This is a genomic window from Ruegeria sp. HKCCD6119, from assembly GCF_013110585.1.
Lineage (GTDB): Bacteria > Pseudomonadota > Alphaproteobacteria > Rhodobacterales > Rhodobacteraceae > Ruegeria.
In genome coordinates, this window is record NZ_WVQV01000004.1 from 1 (window position 1) to 17546 (window position 17546).

General features: G+C 59.3%; 16 protein-coding genes. 5 read left to right on the top strand and 11 right to left on the bottom strand.

What is annotated here, in order from left to right; translation table 11 throughout:
- From gcvT to glyA, 6 genes are all read right to left on the bottom strand, one after another.
- Nucleotides 1-787, bottom strand: a 787-nt coding sequence (gcvT, locus tag GS611_RS11650; RefSeq protein ID WP_171635828.1) for a glycine cleavage system aminomethyltransferase GcvT, incomplete at its 3' end; no start/stop codon positions are given.
- A gap of 16 nt (nucleotides 788-803) precedes the next feature.
- Nucleotides 804-1226, bottom strand: coding sequence for a universal stress protein (locus tag GS611_RS11655; protein WP_171635830.1), 423 nt, complete (start codon nucleotides 1224-1226; stop codon nucleotides 804-806).
- A 78-nt stretch (nucleotides 1227-1304) separates the two neighbouring features.
- On the bottom strand, nucleotides 1305-2678 hold the full coding sequence (locus tag GS611_RS11660; protein ID WP_171119391.1) for a sodium:alanine symporter family protein: 1374 nt from the start codon (nucleotides 2676-2678) through the stop codon (nucleotides 1305-1307).
- Nucleotides 2679-2702: 24 nt separating this feature from the next.
- Nucleotides 2703-3647, bottom strand: coding sequence for a lipoyl synthase (gene lipA / locus GS611_RS11665; protein ID WP_171635833.1), 945 nt, complete (start codon nucleotides 3645-3647; stop codon nucleotides 2703-2705).
- A gap of 13 nt (nucleotides 3648-3660) precedes the next feature.
- Complete coding sequence (gene lpdA / locus GS611_RS11670) at nucleotides 3661-5043, bottom strand: dihydrolipoyl dehydrogenase (RefSeq protein ID WP_171635835.1); 1383 nt, start codon at nucleotides 5041-5043, stop codon at nucleotides 3661-3663.
- 11 nt (nucleotides 5044-5054) lie between these two features.
- A complete protein-coding gene (glyA, locus tag GS611_RS11675; RefSeq protein ID WP_171635837.1) occupies nucleotides 5055-6308 on the bottom strand; it encodes a serine hydroxymethyltransferase in 1254 nt (417 codons plus the stop codon).
- A gap of 147 nt (nucleotides 6309-6455) precedes the next feature.
- Here glyA and GS611_RS11680 point away from each other — a divergent pair, with 147 nt between their 5' ends.
- Complete coding sequence (locus GS611_RS11680) at nucleotides 6456-7058, top strand: helix-turn-helix domain-containing protein (protein WP_171635839.1); 603 nt, start codon at nucleotides 6456-6458, stop codon at nucleotides 7056-7058.
- A gap of 54 nt (nucleotides 7059-7112) precedes the next feature.
- On the opposite strand, the gene GS611_RS11685 is transcribed toward GS611_RS11680, so the two are convergent.
- Complete coding sequence (locus GS611_RS11685; protein ID WP_171635841.1) at nucleotides 7113-8060, bottom strand: GlxA family transcriptional regulator; 948 nt, start codon at nucleotides 8058-8060, stop codon at nucleotides 7113-7115.
- An 80-nt stretch (nucleotides 8061-8140) separates the two neighbouring features.
- Between GS611_RS11685 and GS611_RS11690 the strand changes: the two genes are divergently transcribed.
- From GS611_RS11690 to GS611_RS11705, 4 genes are all read left to right on the top strand, one after another.
- Complete coding sequence (locus GS611_RS11690; protein ID WP_152460401.1) at nucleotides 8141-9301, top strand: acyl-CoA dehydrogenase family protein; 1161 nt, start codon at nucleotides 8141-8143, stop codon at nucleotides 9299-9301.
- A gap of 2 nt (nucleotides 9302-9303) precedes the next feature.
- Nucleotides 9304-11319 carry an acetate--CoA ligase family protein gene (locus tag GS611_RS11695; protein WP_171635843.1) on the top strand — a complete coding sequence of 672 codons (2016 nt, stop codon included), beginning with the start codon at nucleotides 9304-9306 and terminating at the stop codon, nucleotides 11317-11319.
- Between the two features lie 3 nt (nucleotides 11320-11322).
- Entirely contained in the window at nucleotides 11323-12102 is a 780-nt protein-coding gene (locus GS611_RS11700; protein WP_171635845.1) for a carnitinyl-CoA dehydratase, read from the top strand.
- A 164-nt stretch (nucleotides 12103-12266) separates the two neighbouring features.
- On the top strand, nucleotides 12267-12635 hold the full coding sequence (locus GS611_RS11705) for a hypothetical protein (RefSeq protein ID WP_171635847.1): 369 nt from the start codon (nucleotides 12267-12269) through the stop codon (nucleotides 12633-12635).
- Here the strand turns inward: GS611_RS11705 and GS611_RS11710 are convergent.
- From GS611_RS11710 to GS611_RS11725, 4 genes are read right to left on the bottom strand one after another with little or no spacing between them, the layout of a single operon-like run.
- Nucleotides 12626-13696 (bottom strand): polyprenyl synthetase family protein, encoded by a 1071-nt coding sequence (locus GS611_RS11710; protein ID WP_216598263.1) that lies wholly within the window; start codon nucleotides 13694-13696, stop codon nucleotides 12626-12628. The two genes, GS611_RS11705 and GS611_RS11710, sit on opposite strands and share 10 nt — an antisense overlap.
- Nucleotides 13697-13700: 4 nt before the next feature.
- Nucleotides 13701-15824 carry an FAD-dependent oxidoreductase gene (locus GS611_RS11715; protein ID WP_171635849.1) on the bottom strand — a complete coding sequence of 708 codons (2124 nt, stop codon included), beginning with the start codon at nucleotides 15822-15824 and terminating at the stop codon, nucleotides 13701-13703.
- Complete coding sequence (locus GS611_RS21305) at nucleotides 15817-16641, bottom strand: DUF3237 domain-containing protein (RefSeq protein ID WP_216598264.1); 825 nt, start codon at nucleotides 16639-16641, stop codon at nucleotides 15817-15819. Before GS611_RS21305 ends, GS611_RS11715 begins: the two co-directional genes overlap by 8 nt.
- Nucleotides 16642-16655: 14 nt before the next feature.
- Complete coding sequence (locus GS611_RS11725; protein WP_171635851.1) at nucleotides 16656-17537, bottom strand: encapsulin; 882 nt, start codon at nucleotides 17535-17537, stop codon at nucleotides 16656-16658.
- Nucleotides 17538-17546: the final 9 nt, after the last annotated feature.

Sequence of the window (17546 nt, forward strand, 5' to 3'; positions counted from 1 at the left end):
CACCTTCTTCCTTGCGGCGCTTCTGCATCGCCCAAGCCAACGAGGCCTCGACCGGTGAGGTGCTCTGGTCGATGTCATTGCCATACAGGCACAGCCCCGCCTCGAGCCGCAGGCTGTCGCGTGCGCCCAGACCCGCCGCTTCGCAATCCTCATGCGCCAGGAAAGCCTGTGTGATCTCGATCGCCTTTTCCTCGGGGATCGAGATCTCGTACCCGTCCTCGCCGGTATAGCCCAGCCGCGAGATGCGGCATTCGACGCCCATGATATCGGCCAGGGTGGTTTCCATGAACTTCAACTCGCGGGCCGCGGGGCAGAGCGCGCCCACCACATCCTCGGCCTTGGGACCCTGCACAGCAACCAGCGCGCGGTCGAAGATCTCGGTCACATCGACACCTTCGAGATTGTCACGCATATGCGGAATGTCCTGATGGCGCAGCGCCGCGTTCACCACCACGAAGTAGTGATCCCCCGCATTCGACACGATCAGATCGTCCATGATCCCGCCTTCGGCATTGGTAAAGAACCCGTAGCGCGCCTTGCCCTCCTTCAGCGTCGCATAGGCCTGCGGGCACAAAGCTTCCAGCTTCTCACCCACATTCTCGCCGCGCAGAATAACCTGACCCATGTGAGACACATCAAACAACGCCGCCTTCTCTCGGCACTGCTTATGCTCGCCCATGATCCCCAACGGATACTGAACAGGCATCTCCCACCCAGCAAAATCAACCATCTTGCCGCCAAGCTCGACGTGAAGGTCATACAAAGGCGTGCGCTTCGGTGTGGTCATTTCTTCAACCTTTCAATCAGCGGGACTGGTCGCGAACGACCATGACAGTGCAATGCGCATTGCGCACGACACGGGCCAGGTTCGGGCCAATCTCGTAGTTCGGGAAATCGCCCTTGGTCGATGCCATGACGATCAGATCAAAGCCTTCCTTGTAGGCAAGCTTCAGGATTTCGCGGTAAACACTGCCTTCTTCCACATGAACCGGCACGTCGGAAGCCTTGGCATGATCCAGAATCGCCTGAACCGCACCCCGCACGTGGTCTTTGGCGCCGGCACCATAGTTGGCGGGCAGGTTCGGCAGCTGGATGATCTCGGGGATGACGGCAACCGCATGCAGTTCGGCGCCGTAGAATTTGGCCTGCTCCAGCGCGACCGGCAGGGCCAGTTTCCACGAGCGGTCGTCGGTGTGATCAATGGGCAGCAGGATTTTCGTGGCCATCACGTCTCTCCTCGAGATATGGAATTCTATGTCAAAGGCGGGGGGCCGGGTTGGCCCCCCGTTTTGGTGGGGCCGAGCTTATTCGGCAGGTGTGCCGCCCGGCTCTTCGGACTTGCCGCCCGAGGCGAAGAACTCTTTCGTCAGTTTGAAGACGATCGGGCTCAGCAGCGCCAGGGCGATCAGGTTCGGGATGGCCATCATGGCGTTCAGCGTGTCTGCCAGCAGCCAGATGAAGCCCAGATCCGCAGTTGCCCCGAAGTAGATCATGACGATCCACAGAACGCGGTAGGGCATCAGGGATTTCACACCCAGCAGGAACTCGACACATTTCTCGCCGTAGAACGACCAGCCGAGGATGGTGGTGAAGGCAAAGATCGACAGAGCGATGGCGATCAGATACCCACCGATACCCGGCAGCGACAATTCGAACGCGTGGCTGGTCAGAGCCGCACCGGATTCACCGGATGTCCATGCCCCCGACGCGATGATTGCCAGACCGGTGATCGAGCAGACGATGATGGTATCGATGAACGTCCCCAGCATCGCGATCAGGCCCTGGTTGACCGGACCCTTGGTCTCAGCCGCTGCGTGTGCGATTGGCGCAGAACCCAGACCGGCCTCGTTCGAAAACACACCACGTGCCACACCGAAGCGGATGGCGGCCCAGACGGCTGCACCCGCGAAACCACCTTCTGCGGCGGACGGGGTGAACGCATAGGTAAAGACCAGCGACAGCGCATGTCCGATGTTGCCGATGTTGATCAGCAGAACCAGCAGGCCCGCGATGATATAGGCAACGGCCATGAAGGGGACCAGCTTACCGGCAACCGCACCGATGCGGGTGATACCACCCAGGATAACGGCTGCAGTCAGAACCATCAGTACAACGCCGGTGACCGAGGTGTTCAGGCCAAAATTGGCTTCCAGCACCTGAGCAACACCGTTGGCCTGCACACCGTTGCCGATGCCAAAGGCGGCAACCGCGCCGAACAGGGCGAAAGCCACGCCCAGCCAGGCCCATTTCGCGCCCAGACCGTTTTTGATGTAGTACATCGGGCCGCCGACATAGTTGCCCAGCTCGTCTTTCTCGCGATATTTCACCGCGCAGACGGCTTCGGCATATTTGGTGGCCATGCCCACCAGGGCGGTCATCCACATCCAGAACAAGGCGCCTGGACCGCCCAGGAAGACAGCAGTGGCCACACCGGCGATGTTACCTGTACCGATGGTCGCCGACAGCGAAGTCATCAGTGCGTTGAACGGGCTGATCTGCCCTTCGCCCTGACCTTCACGGCCTTTGAACAACAGGCTGAAGCCTGTGCCGATGCGCAGGATCGGCATGAATTTCAGCCCGACCTGCAGGAAGAAGCCAACGCCGAGGATGAGGACCAGCATCATCGGCCCCCATACGACGCCATTGATGGCCCCTACGATTGAATTTAACGCTTCCATGGTTTCCCTCCCATTTGCGTTTGGTTATGCCCCGGTGGCGATGGCCCGCTGACGGGCCTGCTTGAGGGCGGCAAAGTCTTCGTCCGCATGGAACGACGAACGGGTCAGCGGCGTGGCTGACACGTGCAAAAAGCCCTTGGAACGAGCGATCTGTTCCAGTTGGGCGAACTCCTCGGGCGACCAGAACCGGTCAATCGGATGATGTTTCGGCGTCGGTTGCAGATACTGCCCGATAGTCAGAAAATCGACATTGGCCGCGCGCAGATCATCCATCACCTGACGCACGTCGTTGAGGCTTTCGCCCAAGCCGACCATCAGACCCGACTTGGTGAAAATCTCGGGGTTCGAGCGTTTGGCATCGTCCAGCAGCCGCAGCGACGCATAATAGCGCGCGCCGGGACGAACCGTCGGATACAGGTGCGGGACGGTTTCCAGATTGTGGTTGAACACGTCCGGCACTGCGTCAAAGACGATATTTGCGGCGTCGCCCTTGCCCAGGAAGTCGGGGGTCAGAACCTCGACCGTGGTGCCGGGGTTCTGATGGCGTACGGCGCGGATTGTCTGGGCGATATGCTCGGCCCCGCCATCGGCCAGATCATCGCGATCAACAGACGTAATCACCACGTGGCGCAGGCCCAGTTTCTTGACCGCCGCCGCAACCCGGCCGGATTCGAACGCGTCCAGCGCATCGGGGCGGCCGGTGGCCACATTGCAGAACGAACAGCCCCGTGTGCAGATCTCGCCCATGATCATCATGGTTGCATGGCGCTTGGACCAGCATTCGCCGATATTGGGACAGGCCGCTTCTTCGCAGACCGTTGCCAGATCGTGATCCCGCATCAGACGTCGGGTTTCGTAATACGCGGCGCTGTCACCTTTTTTCTTGCGAATCCACTTGGGCTTACGCGGGATCACGCTGTCGGCCTTTTTGGCCTTTTCCGGGTGGCGTGGTCTAAGCTGGATTGTCATCTGGCAAACCTCGTTAAGCGTGAATCGCACGCCCCATGGCGTCGAGACAGGCTTCCTTGACCGCCTCACCCATGGCAGGATGCGCATGGCACGAGGCTGCAACATCGGCGACCGTGGCACCTTTGGACATGGCCAGAACCAACTCGGCGATCAGATCGCCGCCATGAGCACCGCAGATATGGGCTCCGAGGATCTTGCCGTCGGAACCGGCCAGAACCTTGACCGCGCCATCTGTTTCACCCGTCGAACGCGCCCGCGAATTGGCCATGAAAGCAAACTTGCCGACAACATATTCGACGCCCGCGTCTTTCAGTGCCTCTTCGGTCTGACCAACCGAGGCCACTTCGGGATCGGTATAGACCACACCCGGCACGGTGTTGTAATCGACATGACCGGCTTCGCCGGCCAGCATCCCGACACAGGCAACACCGTCCTCTTCGGCCTTGTGGGCCAGCATCGGGCCGGGAACACAGTCACCAATGGCATAGATACCGGGCACCGACGTCTGGAACGAGCTCTCGACTTCGATGAAGCCACGCGGGTTCACGGCCACGCCCAGCTCTTCCAGCCCAAGCCCGCGCGTCACCGGGCGACGGCCCACAGCGATCAGAACCTTGTCGGCCTCGATCACTTCTTCCTTGTCCTTGCCAACACGATCCACCGTCAGCGACAAACCCGTATCGGTTTTATCGACAGACTTCAAAGCACGGCCCAGTTGGAATTTCAAACCGCGTTTTGACAGGGCCCGCTGCGCCAGCTTGGCGATCTCGCCATCGATGCCGGGCAAAACGCGATCCAGATATTCGACCACAGTAACCTTGGCGCCCAGACGTGCCCAGACCTGCCCAAGTTCCAGGCCGATCACACCTGCACCGATCACAACCAGATGATCCGGCACGCGTTCCAACGCGATTGCACCGGTCGAACTGAGCACATCCTGCTCATCAATCTCGATCCCCGGCAGTGAGGTCGGCTCGGATCCTGTCGCAATCAGGATGTTCTTTGCTTCGTATGTGCTGTCGCCGACCTTGACCTGACCAGTGGCCGGGATGCTGGCCCATCCTTCGATCAGATCGACGCCGTTCTTCTTGAACAGGAATGCGATGCCCTTGGTCAGATCACCGACGATCTTGTCCTTGCGCCCCATCATCGCACTGACGTCGATGCTGGCCCCCTCGACCGCAATGCCATGGGAGGAGAGATGTGCAAGCTCGGCATATTTGGCCGAGGAGGTCAGCAACGCTTTGGAGGGGATGCACCCCACGTTCAGACAGGTACCGCCCAGTGCGCCGCGCCCTTCGACACAGGCCACTTTCAGCCCCAGCTGAGCCGCGCGGATCGCGGCAACATAGCCACCCGGTCCGCCCCCGATAACGATGAGGTCATAGGTATTCATTTCGCGTACTTTCAGTAGATCGGGTAGCTTGCGCAAAGAGCGCGAACCTGTTTGCGGGTTTCCTGTTCGACGGCTTCGTCACCTTCCGGTGACTGCGCGAGCGCGTCCAGAACATCACCGATCAGATGGCCGATCCTCCTGAATTCTTCCGGGCCAAAGCCACGGCTGCACCCGGCGGCGGTGCCCAGACGGATGCCGCTGGTGATGGTTGGTTTCTCTGGATCTCCGGGAACGCTGTTTTTGTTGCAGGTAAACCCGGCGCGCTCCAGCGCGGCTTCGGCGTCCTTACCGGTGACGCCCAAAGGTCTCAGGTCGACCAGCATCAGGTGGTTCTGGGTGCCGCCGGAAACGATATCACATCCGCGCGCCATCATGACGCTTGCCAAGGCCGATGCGCTGTCAACGACGCGCTGCATGTATTCCTTGAATTCGGGTTTCAGCGCCTCGCCAAAAGCCACCGCCTTGCCTGCGATGACGTGCATCAGCGGGCCACCCTGTAGGCCGGGGAAGACGGCAGAATTTATCTTTTTCGCCAGCGCCTCGTCATTGGTCAGGATGATGCCACCACGAGGCCCGCGCAGCGTTTTGTGCGTGGTCGAGGTCACGACATGTGCGTGCCCTACAGGCGAGGGGTGCAGGCCGGTCGCCACCAATCCGGCAATATGAGCCATATCAGCCAGCAACCATGCGCCAACCTCGTCCGCGATTTTACGGAATCTGGCAAAGTCGATCTTTTGCGAGTAGGCGGATGCGCCTGCGATGATCAGCCTGGGCTTTTCCGCCCGCGCCAATTCGGCAACCTGATCATAATCGATCAGCCCTGCATCGGTCAGGCCGTACTGCACGGGCCGGAACCATTTGCCGGACTGCGCCGGTTTCGCACCGTGGGTCAGATGGCCACCTGCGTCCAGCGACATGCCAAGAATGGTATCGCCCGGGTTCAACAACGCCAACTTGACGGCCCCGTTGGCCTGTGCGCCGGAATGGGGCTGAACGTTGGCATATTCACAGCCAAACAGCTTCTTGAGGCGTTCGATCGCCTCGACTTCGACCTCATCGACATATTCGCAGCCGCCATAATAGCGGCGGCCCGGATAGCCTTCGGCGTATTTGTTGGTCAAGACCGAACCCTGAGCTTCGATCACGGCCTTCGAGACAATGTTCTCCGAGGCGATCAACTCGATCTGTTCCGCTTGGCGTTCACCCTCGCGCGAAATGGACGCGGCAATGACGGGATCTGCCTCAATCAGCGACGTTTTGAACATGGTCTCCTCCTTTTGCCCCGAATCCTTAGTACGAAACTTTGTTTCCTATAGGGGAAATAATGTGCTTTAGGCAACAAAAATCTCTTATTCAAGAAGTTGCGTATTAACCGGGAGGCATGTAACCTTTGATAAAACAGGGGGAATTCAATGGGCGACGAAAGCAGAAATGATGTTTCCGGACAGGAAGATCTGGATGAAGGAGAGGCTCTGGGCCGGTCCATCCGCGATGCGCGGCGCGCGAAAGGGTGGACTCTGGAAGAAGCCGGCCGCGCTGCGGGTATCGGGCGGTCGACGCTGTCCAAGATCGAAAACAACCAGACAAAGCCAAGCTTTGACATCGTACGGCGTCTGACTCAGGCCCTGGATATGAGCACCCCGCAGTTGTTTCTTCAGTCGGGTCAATCCGGCATTTCAGGCCGCCGTGATTTCACTCCGAAAGGCGAGGGGGAAATCAAGAATACGCCCACTTACCTGCATGAACTGCTTTGCCCCGAACTGACCAGCAAGCGGATGCTGCCCTATATCGCGACAATCAAGGCGCGTGACCTGTCGGAATTCGAGACGTGGATCCGACATTCCGGAGAAGAATTCATGTATGTGCTCAGCGGTGAACTCATCTTCGTGTCTGAACACTACCGCCCCTTGCCAATGAAGGCTGGTGACTCGCTTTATTATGACAGCGGAATGGGGCATGGGTGTATTTCGACCAGCGAAGAAAACGCCAAGGTGCTGTGGGTTTCGCTGGAATAGCCCCCAGGGTTCTTTGGTTTTCCAGGAAAGCGGGCATCGCCATGCGCACCCCATTCAGCCGTCAGACAAGTTTCGGTGGCGAAACGCCGTCGGTGTCTGGCCGAATTCTGCCTTGAACGCTCGCGTCATGGCGCTGGCGTTTTCATATCCGCAACGACCGGCGATTTCGGCGATGGACTGCTCGGTATCTTCTGCCAGATTGCGTGCAAGGTTAAGCCTCAGCCGACGATACAGCGCCTGCGGCGTGGTTTTGAGCTCTGCCTGAACGCGCATTTCGATCCGCTTTTGTGAACACCCGATCTTGCGGGCCAGTTCCCTGATCGAAAGAGGTGTTTCAAGGTTCGCCTGCATGACAGCCAGTGCGCGATTGACCAAAGTGTCTTCGGACTTCAGAGGCAAAGGGTAATGATCCTGCCCATTTCGGCTCATCAGAAGATGCCCGACTTCCATGGACAAAAGGGGGCCGTGATCCTTGCGGATCAGGGCCGAGGCCAGATCGAACGCGGCCATCGCCCCAGAACAGGTCAGCCTGTTGCCATCGATGACAAAACGTTCCTGCACCGCATCCACGGCCGGAAAACTTTCTTCGAACCGGGAAAGCTCGTCCCAGTGAATGGTCGCCCGGTGCTCATCCAGCAAACCGGCGCGGGCCAGCAGCCAACTGCCGGTATCCAATCCGGCCACTTGCCGGTGTTTTCGGGCCGCAGCCAGCACGGTGCGCGTGGTCGATCGCGTGTCCAACTTGCGATACCCATAAGACGGCATGACCACCAGAACGTCGCCTTGCTGATCCAAGATTGAACCATTCGGTGTAACGACAAGGCCGCTGGAACTTTGAACGGGGTCTCCGTCAATGGAGCAGAAACACCACGAATACAAAACCTGCCTCGACAGGTTGTTCGCAGCCCTGAGCGGTTCGACCATGTTTGCAAGGCAATGGTTCGAAAACCCGTTGAAGAGCAGGATGTTGTATTGTCGCGTCAAAATTTTCGAATTTGGCATGATTTGATATCAACTCTGCATGCCGTGACCTTGAGCGATGGCGTTTGGTTGGTCAACCACCGATCCAGGGAACACGCGCCATGCAGTTTGGTCTGACAGAAGAACAGGACATGATCGTCTCGACGGTCCGAAGCTTTGTTGAAAACGAAATCTACCCGCATGAAGACGCGGTCGAGCGTTCGGGAACCGTGCCTCCTGAGCTGGGTGAGCAGATCAAGCAGAAATGTATCGATCTGGGCTTTTATGCCTGCAACTTCCCCGAGGAGGTCGGCGGCGCAGGTCTGTCTCATCTGGATTTCACCTTGGTCGAGCGCGAGCTTGGCCGCGGGTCAATGGCACTGACGCATTTCTTTGGGCGCCCGCAGAACATCCTGATGGCCTGCAACGACGAGCAGCGCGAACGGTATCTTCTGCCTGCCGTACGTGGTGACAAGATGGACGCCTTGGCGATGACCGAACCGGATGCGGGTTCGGATGTGCGTGGTATGAAATGCCAGGCGGTGCGCGATGGCGGCGACTGGGTTGTCAACGGATCGAAACATTTCATCTCGGGCGCGGAACATGCGGATTTCTTCATCGTCTTCATCGCGACCGGCGTGGACGAAACCCCCAAGGGCCCGAAGAAACGCATCACCACTTTCCTGGTGGATCGCGGTACGCCGGGGTTTGAAGTGCGCGAGGGCTACAACTCGGTCAGCCACAAGGGCTACAAGAACTATATCCTGTATTTCGACAACTGCCGTCTGCCCGATGCACAGGTCTTGGGCGAGGTTGATGGCGGCTTTGCCGTGATGAACGAATGGCTTTACGCAACCCGCCTGACGGTTGCGGCGTTCTCGGTCGGTCGCGCGCGGCGCTGCTTTGACTATGCGTTGAACTATGCGGCCGAGCGCAAGCAGTTCGGCCAGCCCATCGGCAAGTTTCAGGGCGTCGGATTCCAGATCGCCGACATGATTACCGAGATCGATGCCGCCGATTGGCTGACACTCGCGGCCGCGTGGCGTCTGGACCAAAATCTGCCATCAAACCGCGAGATTGCCTCGGCCAAGCTCTATGCCTCGGAAACGCTGGCGCGGGTGACGGATACCACGCTGCAAATCTTCGGGGGTATGGGTTTGATGGACGATTTCCCGATCGAACGGTTCTGGCGCGATGCCCGGGTCGAGCGCATCTGGGACGGCACCAGCGAAATTCAGCGCCACATCATCAGCCGCGATCTTCTGCGTCCCTTGGGCGCCTGACCATGAACAAAGACCTGACCCGGCTGCTGCGCCCGAAATCCATCGCCGTCATCGGTGGCGGCGCGTGGTGTCAGCAGGTTGTTCTGCAATCCGAACGCATGGGCTATGCCGGTCAAATCTGGCCGGTGCATCCCAAAGCGTCTGAAATTGCAGGACACAAGGTTTATGCCCACATCGAAGACCTGCCCGAAGCCCCGGATGCGGTTTTCATCGGGATCAACCGCCACGCCACCATCGAGGCCGCTCGTGTCCTGTCCAGTATGGGCGCAGGTGGGGCGGTGTGCTTTGCATCGGGCTTTTCCGAGGCCGTTGCCGAAGATGACACCGGCGGGGACTTGCAGGATCAACTGATTGCCGCAGCCGGTGACATGTCCATTCTTGGCCCGAACTGCTATGGTTTCATCAACGCGCTGGATGGGGCTCTGTTGTGGCCGGACCAGCACGGGGCCACCCCTGTGGACAAGGGCGTGGCGATCCTGACGCAAAGTTCGAACATCTCGATCAACCTGACCATGCAGAAACGTGGGTTGCCGATTGCCTACATGATGGCATGCGGAAACATGGCCCAAACCAGCCAGGCCGAAATCGCCTCGGCCTTGATCGATGATCCGCGCGTAACCGCCGTGGGTCTGCATATCGAAGGGTTCAAGGACATCCGGGAATGGGAGGCGCTGGCCGCGAAGGCCCACGAAAAGGGCATCCCGCTTGTCGCCCTCAAAGTCGGTGCATCCGAACAGGCACAGGCCGCAACCGTCTCTCATACCGCGTCTCTCGCGGGCAGCGATGCAGGCGCGCAGGCGCTGCTGGACCGATTGGGCATCCCGCGTCTTTCGACGTTGCCGGATTTCCTAGAAACGTTGAAACTGCTGCACTGCTACGGGCCGCTCCCCGGGGGTAACATCGCGTCGATCAGCTGTTCGGGGGGTGAGGCGAGCCTGATCGCAGACATGGCCGTCGGCACCGGCCTGAGTTTTCCACAGTTGAGCGATGACAAAAGGGCGCGCTTGCGTGACGCGCTTGGCCCTATGGTCGCGTTGAACAATCCGCTGGATTATCACACGTATATCTGGCGCGATGAAGAGGCGATGGCACAGGCCTGGTCGGGCATGACGGGTGACGACATCGACCTGACGTTCTCGATCGTAGACTATCCGACGACGGATCCGACCGACTGGAGTTGCGCGACCCGAGCTGCGTTGAGAGTGCGTGCCGAAACCGGCGCCCGGTTTGCGATTGTTGCGACGCTGCCTGAACTTCTGTCTGAAGACGTCGCGCAAGACCTGATGGCCGGTGGTGTCGTTCCATTCATGGGATTGCGCGAAGCACTGGCGGCCACGCGCGCCGCAGGTCAGATTTCGCCCCCGTCCGCGCATCCTGTCTGGTTGCCTGGAACGGCTGAGGCGACCCAAACCCTGACCGAAGGCGAATCGAAACGGGCGCTGGCCGAATGCGGCCTGCGAGTTCCGCAAAGCCGCACGGTTTGCGGCCCGGCAGAGGCCCATTCGGCCGCGCAGGACATGGAAGCCCCCTTTGCCGTGAAAGGTGTTGGGCTTGCGCATAAATCCGAACACGGCGCTGTTCGGCTGGGCATCAAGGCCGAGGATGTGGCCGATGTCGCAGCCAAAATTGGCACAGATAGCATCCTGATCGAAGAGATGATCACCGGAACCGTTGCCGAATTGCTGGTCGGTGTCGTCCGTGACCCGGCGCATGGGTTTGTCCTGACATTGGGGGCGGGGGGCGTACTGACCGAAATCCTGCGCGATACGGCGTCGGTGCTGGTGCCAAGCACGCACGAGGACATCCGTGCCGCGCTTGGCAAATTGAAAATTGCCCCGCTTTTGGCGGGCTATCGCGGCCAACGGGCGGCTGATATGGATGCAATCATCGCCGCAGTCGAGGCCGTTCAGGCCTATGTCATGCAAAATGCCGACACGCTTGGCGAGGTCGAGATTAACCCGCTCCTGTGCACGCCGGACAAGGCCGTTGCCGTGGATGCTCTGATAAGAAAGGCCTGAGATATGGACCCGATCAAAACCCGCCGCGACGGAGCGATCCTTGAGGTGACGCTGGACCGGCCCAAGGCCAACGCCATCGATCTTGTCACCAGCCGCAGGATGGGTGAGGTATTCGCCGCGTTTCGCGACGATCCAGAGCTGCGCGTGGCCATTCTGACGGGCGGCGGAGAGAAGTTCTTTTGCCCGGGCTGGGACCTGAAAGCAGCGGCCGACGGGGATGCGGTAGACGGGGATTATGGCGTCGGAGGGTTCGGCGGCTTGCAAGAGCTGCGCGACCTGAACAAACCCGTGATCGCGGCCGTCAACGGTATCGCCTGTGGCGGCGGGCTGGAGCTGGCCTTGTCAGCCGACATGATCCTTGCCGCCGACCACGCCACGTTCGCCCTGCCGGAAATCCGCTCGGGGACTGTCGCGGATGCGGCCAGCGTCAAACTGCCCAAGCGCATCCCTTACCACATCGCGATGGAGTTGCTGCTTACCGGCCGGTGGTTCGACGCAAAGGAAGCCAATCGCTGGGGTCTGGTGAACGAGATCGTCGCCGCGGATCAACTGATGGATCGCGCCTGGGAACTGGCCCGGTTGCTGGCCTCAGGACCGCCCCTGGTTTATGCCGCGATCAAGGAAATCGTACGCGATGCCGAAGATGCCAAGTTTCAGGATGCCATGAATCGCATCACCAAGCGCCAGCTCAGAACCGTGGACGTTCTCTATGCCAGCGAAGATCAACTGGAAGGCGCGCGCGCTTTCGCCGAGAAAAGAGACCCGGTCTGGAAAGGGAAGTGAACTCTGATCACAGAACGTGAATTTGCCATTTACTGATCCGCACAGCACGTGCACAGTTAGGCATGCCGTATTTCGAACGAAAACCATATGTTAGTGCATCTCGGGCGGTCAGCCCGATTGCTCCGCAGCCTGACAATCAACCGATTTCCGATATAGCACGCCGCGTGCTCGACAGGGAACGGGGCCCGCAGCAGCATCTGGACGGTCCGTTCAGGTGCCGCAAAACCTGTCATCCCGGCGGCACCGCCACCATTCTGCTGTCCTTTGAAGCACCGGAAGGCGCGGCCCCTGTTCAGATGCAGTTCGAACCGGGGGATCTGACCAACCCGAACGGGGACATTTTGCCGGCCAACCGCATCAATGTGATCCCGCTACAAATCCAGCTTGAACCAGGGGAAGCAACGGATGTTGCTGTTGCCGTCACTATACCCGATCTCACCGAACCCGGTGAGTATCATGGCCGGATCGTCTGTACCGGAACGGACCAGACCTCGGTCGTGGTGGTGTTCGAGGTGGCGGGCGCTCAGACCTGACGGGTCACGAGATAGTCCATGAACTGTCCCAGAAACGCGCGCGGCGCGTCTTCTGTACCCGCGAACACCCGCGCGAACTCACTCCGGGCCGAGGCCAGCAGATCATTTGCCGCGTCTTGTGCATAGCGGATGCTGCCGTAATGGTTCATGCGCTCCAGCACCCAGGCGACATCTTGCGTCGACCGGGCATCGCGTGGGTTTGACAGCATCTCGGCCAACCGTGCCTGTTCGGGCTCTTCCGCCTTCAGGCCAAGCTGGCCCAGCATCAGCGTGCGTTTGCCTTCATAGATGTCCCCGCCGATTTCCTTGCCGTAACTGTCCTGAGAGCCGACGAGATTCAAAACGTCATCCTGAATCTGAAACGCTGCACCCAGGAAAAAGCCAAAGGCATTGAAATCATCCAGATTAAGCGCACCGGACTCGACATCATGTGGCCGTGCAATCAGGGCCCCGATGCGCATCGGGTGAATGAAACTGTACCAACAGGTCTTTTTCAGACACATCCTCAGATAATCTGATGCATCGACGTTCAAACGATTGTCGCGAATCCAGCCAAGTTCCAACGCCTGACCTTCGATGGATTGCTGCAACAGATGGTCGAACTCATCCACCACGCGCATCCCGGTTTCCGGGCCCAACGGTCCCAGGTTCTGACGCAGCAGGCGCAGGGCCAGCGATTGCATCCCGTCGCCGGTATTGATCGCCAGGGGAACCCCAAGCCGCTTGTGCATACATTCGCGCCCGCGCCGGAAATCGCTTTGATCTTCGATGTCGTCATGGATCAGAAAGGCATTGTGCAGCAACTCAAGAACTGCGGCCGAGACCCTCGCATTCTCGCTGTTTCCACCGAAGGCTTCGCATGTCGCCAGTAACAGCGCAGGCCTCAGACCCTTGCCCGAGGTTTCGATGTAATCGCGCATCGGGCCATACAGATAGGCCTGAGGCTCACCCGTCGGCAACAGGCCCAACAGCGTTTCGCGCGCCTGATCCCCGTAGAAGGTCAGGGTTTTTAGAAAATCCTGTTTCGCCGCAGGATCCAAATGCGCGGTTCCGGATTTCACAGGCTCAGCCCTTCTGGATGATGATCACGCGGCTTTTGTTTTCCCGCGCGCCGGATCGTTCCGGACCGGCGCCAAGCGCAGAAAGCGGTTCGTCAGAAATTGGCAACGCCCTGGACAAGGCACCTGATTGACCACTGTCCCGACCCAGATCATACGCGACATCTTCCGCCAGCTCATCCCCCGGGATCGGCAGATCCGCGGTGGGCTCGTAGTTCGCGATGAGGTCGAACAGCTCTTTCGGGGGGCAGATCATTCGAAGCGCTTCGGCAATGGCTGGCTCCTCGGTGATGCCGCCGGGTTTTGAATATTCCGCCGCCGGTTCCCCTATGGCGGCAAGAGGGCCATCACCGCCACGATCAACTCCTGCCGTGTCCTGACCCATTTTCAGCGCGGCTTCGACCGCAACCGCGAACCGGTTGTCCCACGGAAGGCCAGCCTGATAGCGGGCGTAATCATAAGCGCGCAGCGGTTTCAGGATGTCGGGCTCGTGCAGGTCCCAGATCTGGCAGGGCTCGGCATCCGATCCACTGCGTTGAAGAATGGCGTTGACGGCCCGACGCGCGGCCTCGTTCGCCCCTTCCATCGTGGCAAGGTCGGTAAAAGTGCGGACGTAATCCGATGCCAGGAAGAAATTCGGGATGAGCGTGGCCGCATCCGGGCGCAAGCGCCAGCTGTTGATACGGTTGACCAACAAGGGTTCGACATTGCTTTGACGCTTGGGGTCGTTCGGGTCTTGAACGATATCAGGATCGAGGAACCAGTAGTGCATATCCTCGTCCCGCAGAATGGTTTGGCCATCCACGTTGATGCTGCGCTTGAGCTGTTCCCAAACCTCTTTTGCAATCTCTTCCCGGGTGCAATCGCGCGCGGTTTTTCCGTTCAGCCCCGGCTTGTCCCATTCGGAGATATCGATTGACAGCAGGCCTTTGGTCTTTCCTTCGGCCCAGTTTTCGAAATTGATCCCCGGCCAGAACTGTTTTTGCGACACAGCCGTCAAAGCCCATGGGCTGTCGATGAAAATGACGTGGCCATGGGTCAGCTCGACATCCTTGGTCAGATAGAACTGAATGCCGTTCATCCATTGCACGTCATCGGCCAGCAAAGGCAGTTTGGCAAGTGCAGGGTCAACCGCCATCATTTCCGGGGTCACAAGCGGTGCCATGCGTTCAATCGGCATAGCGCTGATGAACCAATCCCCCGTGACCTGCTTTTCTTCACCATCCTGTTCGACCGTTGCGCCAATGATCTTACCGTTTCGGCACTCGATTCCGGTGACTTTGGAGTCAAAATTGTACACGACCCCCTTGCTTGTCAGATAATCCAGCCACGGTTGAATCCAGACAAGATTGGTGGGCCCGTTCAGCAGCCTGTTGCAGTGGGGTTCGGGCGTGGCAATGCCCAGCTGAAGCTGAACCGCAATGTCCCCCACTGTCTTCGTGCTTGCCGTCGTGGCCTTGGCGGCCACCAACGAACGGGTCAGGCCGATGGCAAGGAACTTCTGATAGGCTTCCGAGCGGTCCTGCGCACCGATGAAATCCCACCAACCGATCCGTTCATATTCGTCGAACCGGCGTTCCTTGCAAGAGCTCGCGATCCGCCACATGCAGGCGACAAAATGCTCGACATCCTCATACGCAATCTGGTCCCTCGGCGAAAGCGCGAAGGCAATGGTCTTGAAGGCATCCGCAACATCCTTGAGCGTGCGGGGGAACCGTTCCGGGACAATGATGCCGGGCTTGTCAAACTGGCTGACCAGAACTTGCGTGGTCGGGACCAGATTGTCAAAGCATGTGCCCTTGTCGTAATATGGTGTGCGGGCCATCGTGTCGGTGATATGCCGATAAAAGTTCGGAAAGAACCTGAACCCATGTTCACCGGGCAGCCAGGGCCGTTTCACGCCGGGCGGATAATTGGCTCCATCCATCTCGGCCCATTTTTCCAGTGCCTTGATGTGTTTCGCTTTCGAGCCATGATCCCCTTCACCCTTCATCACGGGAATGCTGCGGGCTTTGCCGCCGGGGATCAGCTGGCGTTCGTGGACTTCTACCTCGAACCCGCGTTCAATCAGTTCGTGCGCGGCGCTCATGCCAGCCACGCCTCCCCCAAGAATGACAACCTTGTCAGGCATCGGAAATTCCTTTCGCGGAATAGACGTCAAAGCGCAGGGTGACGTCTGACAGGCTGGCTTCGCCAATGCCAAAACCCTGCACCCGATTCATCCAGCTGTAATGCGGATTCGAGGTCAGGTAACGCGGTGCAAGCCGTACCGGAGCCGAAGCGGGCAGATTGCCCTTGGACAATGCCGCATATCCGTCCGGGCCGAAGTCACACACACCCGTATCTTCGAATAGGATCGGGGCTTGTCCGATGGACGGTCTGATAAGCGCCTTTGCATGAAGCAGTCCCACACCATCGGGCCGCACGCGCATCCAGTCTCCTCCGATCGGCTCGATCGTTCCCTTTAGATGTGGGCCTTCGACGGTGCCCCCTTCTTTGATGGCGAAATGCAGCCAAACCCCATCCGGCGTCTCGCCCGAGGGATGAAAGCTGCTATCGAACGGCACCAGAAATTTGGCAACATGTTCCAATACCGGCGACGTCACCGTGGTTTTTGCCGGTTCCGGCGCGGCAGGTTCAATTTCTTTTTCGGGCCCGGGGTCAAACTCGCGCCCTCCCGACGTCAGCACCGGACGCCAGGACAAGGTTTTTTCCTGTTTGACCGACGGCAGAATGGCTGCGAATTGTTGAAACCCGGTTTGCGGGTCCCGCAACAAGGGCCACCCGCGAATGGCACGCTCGGCGCCGCCATCTTCCGAACAGATCAGACGTAGCGTGTCATGCGACGACACGGATGGACCGGCTTCCACCAACACCCGACTGAGACCGTCTGCGTTGACCGCCTCGGACCAACGCAGCGTCACGCCCCGATCTGAAAACTCGCGCACGACCCGATCTCCGGTCAACAGGTTATGGTGCGGACGGCCTTAGCTTCCTTGATCCTGAGATGGAACTTCTGCTGCACGCGGAAGACGTGCTCGCCCTCGGCAGAGGTTTGCAGATACTTCACGGCGATATCCGAGGGCACGACGATTTCAACCGGTGCACCCAGCAGGGACACAAGCACTGCCTTGTCCTGGGGCAGGGTGCTGGAACGCAGCAACGGCCCGTCCAGGAACGGGAGAATGCTGTCACGTGGCAGTACCATCGAATTCGGCAGCGGGGTCGTGACCGCACGGAACAGACCGTTGCCCATCACACAGGCATAGGGGCCCAGATAGCCATGCGTTTCTAGCGTGCTGATGCCCTCGACGACGGCCTCGAAAACATCGGTTCCGCTGTAGTTCTTTTTGGTCGTGGATTTGGTTTTGCCTTCGCCCGCTTCAAGCAATCCCGGATATTTGCCACCGCCGCTGATCGTATAGATCTGCGGCAATGAGGCGTGCGCGCCGCCGGCGTGTTTGGGGGCCTGTCCGGTGCCGGGTTGACCGTTGAAAATGATGTCATCTTCTACCCGTGCCACAACGGCGGCCGCTCGGCGGAACATGATCTGAGCCGCCGTCAGTTCCGGATCAGCCACCTGTGCGCCTTTCAGGTACACGTTCACCGATACGGTGGTAAGTCGCAGCGTGTCATAGTCGTTCACGTCAAGACGTTCTTTGGATGCACCAGATGAGTTCTCGACCAGATCCAGCTTGTTCAGCGGGACGGACTGCGTGTCAGCGGGCAGCGGTCCGTACAGGGGCAGGAAACTGGCGGCCACTCGGGCGCGAAGCGCCTCATCATGGACGGCCTTTTTCACGGCGCTCCACTGATCTTCATTCCAATCCAATGCATCGGTCATTGCAAATCC

Coding starts and splice junctions, on each gene's coding strand:
- GS611_RS11680 (WP_171635839.1), top strand. CDS start 6,456: ATGGGCGACGAAAGCAGAAATGATGTTTCCGGACAGGAAGATCTGGAT.
- lipA (WP_171635833.1), bottom strand. CDS start 3,647: ATGACAATCCAGCTTAGACCACGCCACCCGGAAAAGGCCAAAAAGGCC.
- GS611_RS11655 (WP_171635830.1), bottom strand. CDS start 1,226: ATGGCCACGAAAATCCTGCTGCCCATTGATCACACCGACGACCGCTCG.
- GS611_RS11660 (WP_171119391.1), bottom strand. CDS start 2,678: ATGGAAGCGTTAAATTCAATCGTAGGGGCCATCAATGGCGTCGTATGG.
- GS611_RS11695 (WP_171635843.1), top strand. CDS start 9,304: ATGAACAAAGACCTGACCCGGCTGCTGCGCCCGAAATCCATCGCCGTC.
- lpdA (WP_171635835.1), bottom strand. CDS start 5,043: ATGAATACCTATGACCTCATCGTTATCGGGGGCGGACCGGGTGGCTAT.
- GS611_RS11715 (WP_171635849.1), bottom strand. CDS start 15,824: ATGCCTGACAAGGTTGTCATTCTTGGGGGAGGCGTGGCTGGCATGAGC.
- glyA (WP_171635837.1), bottom strand. CDS start 6,308: ATGTTCAAAACGTCGCTGATTGAGGCAGATCCCGTCATTGCCGCGTCC.
- GS611_RS11685 (WP_171635841.1), bottom strand. CDS start 8,060: ATGCCAAATTCGAAAATTTTGACGCGACAATACAACATCCTGCTCTTC.
- GS611_RS11700 (WP_171635845.1), top strand. CDS start 11,323: ATGGACCCGATCAAAACCCGCCGCGACGGAGCGATCCTTGAGGTGACG.
- GS611_RS11725 (WP_171635851.1), bottom strand. CDS start 17,537: ATGACCGATGCATTGGATTGGAATGAAGATCAGTGGAGCGCCGTGAAA.
- GS611_RS11690 (WP_152460401.1), top strand. CDS start 8,141: ATGCAGTTTGGTCTGACAGAAGAACAGGACATGATCGTCTCGACGGTC.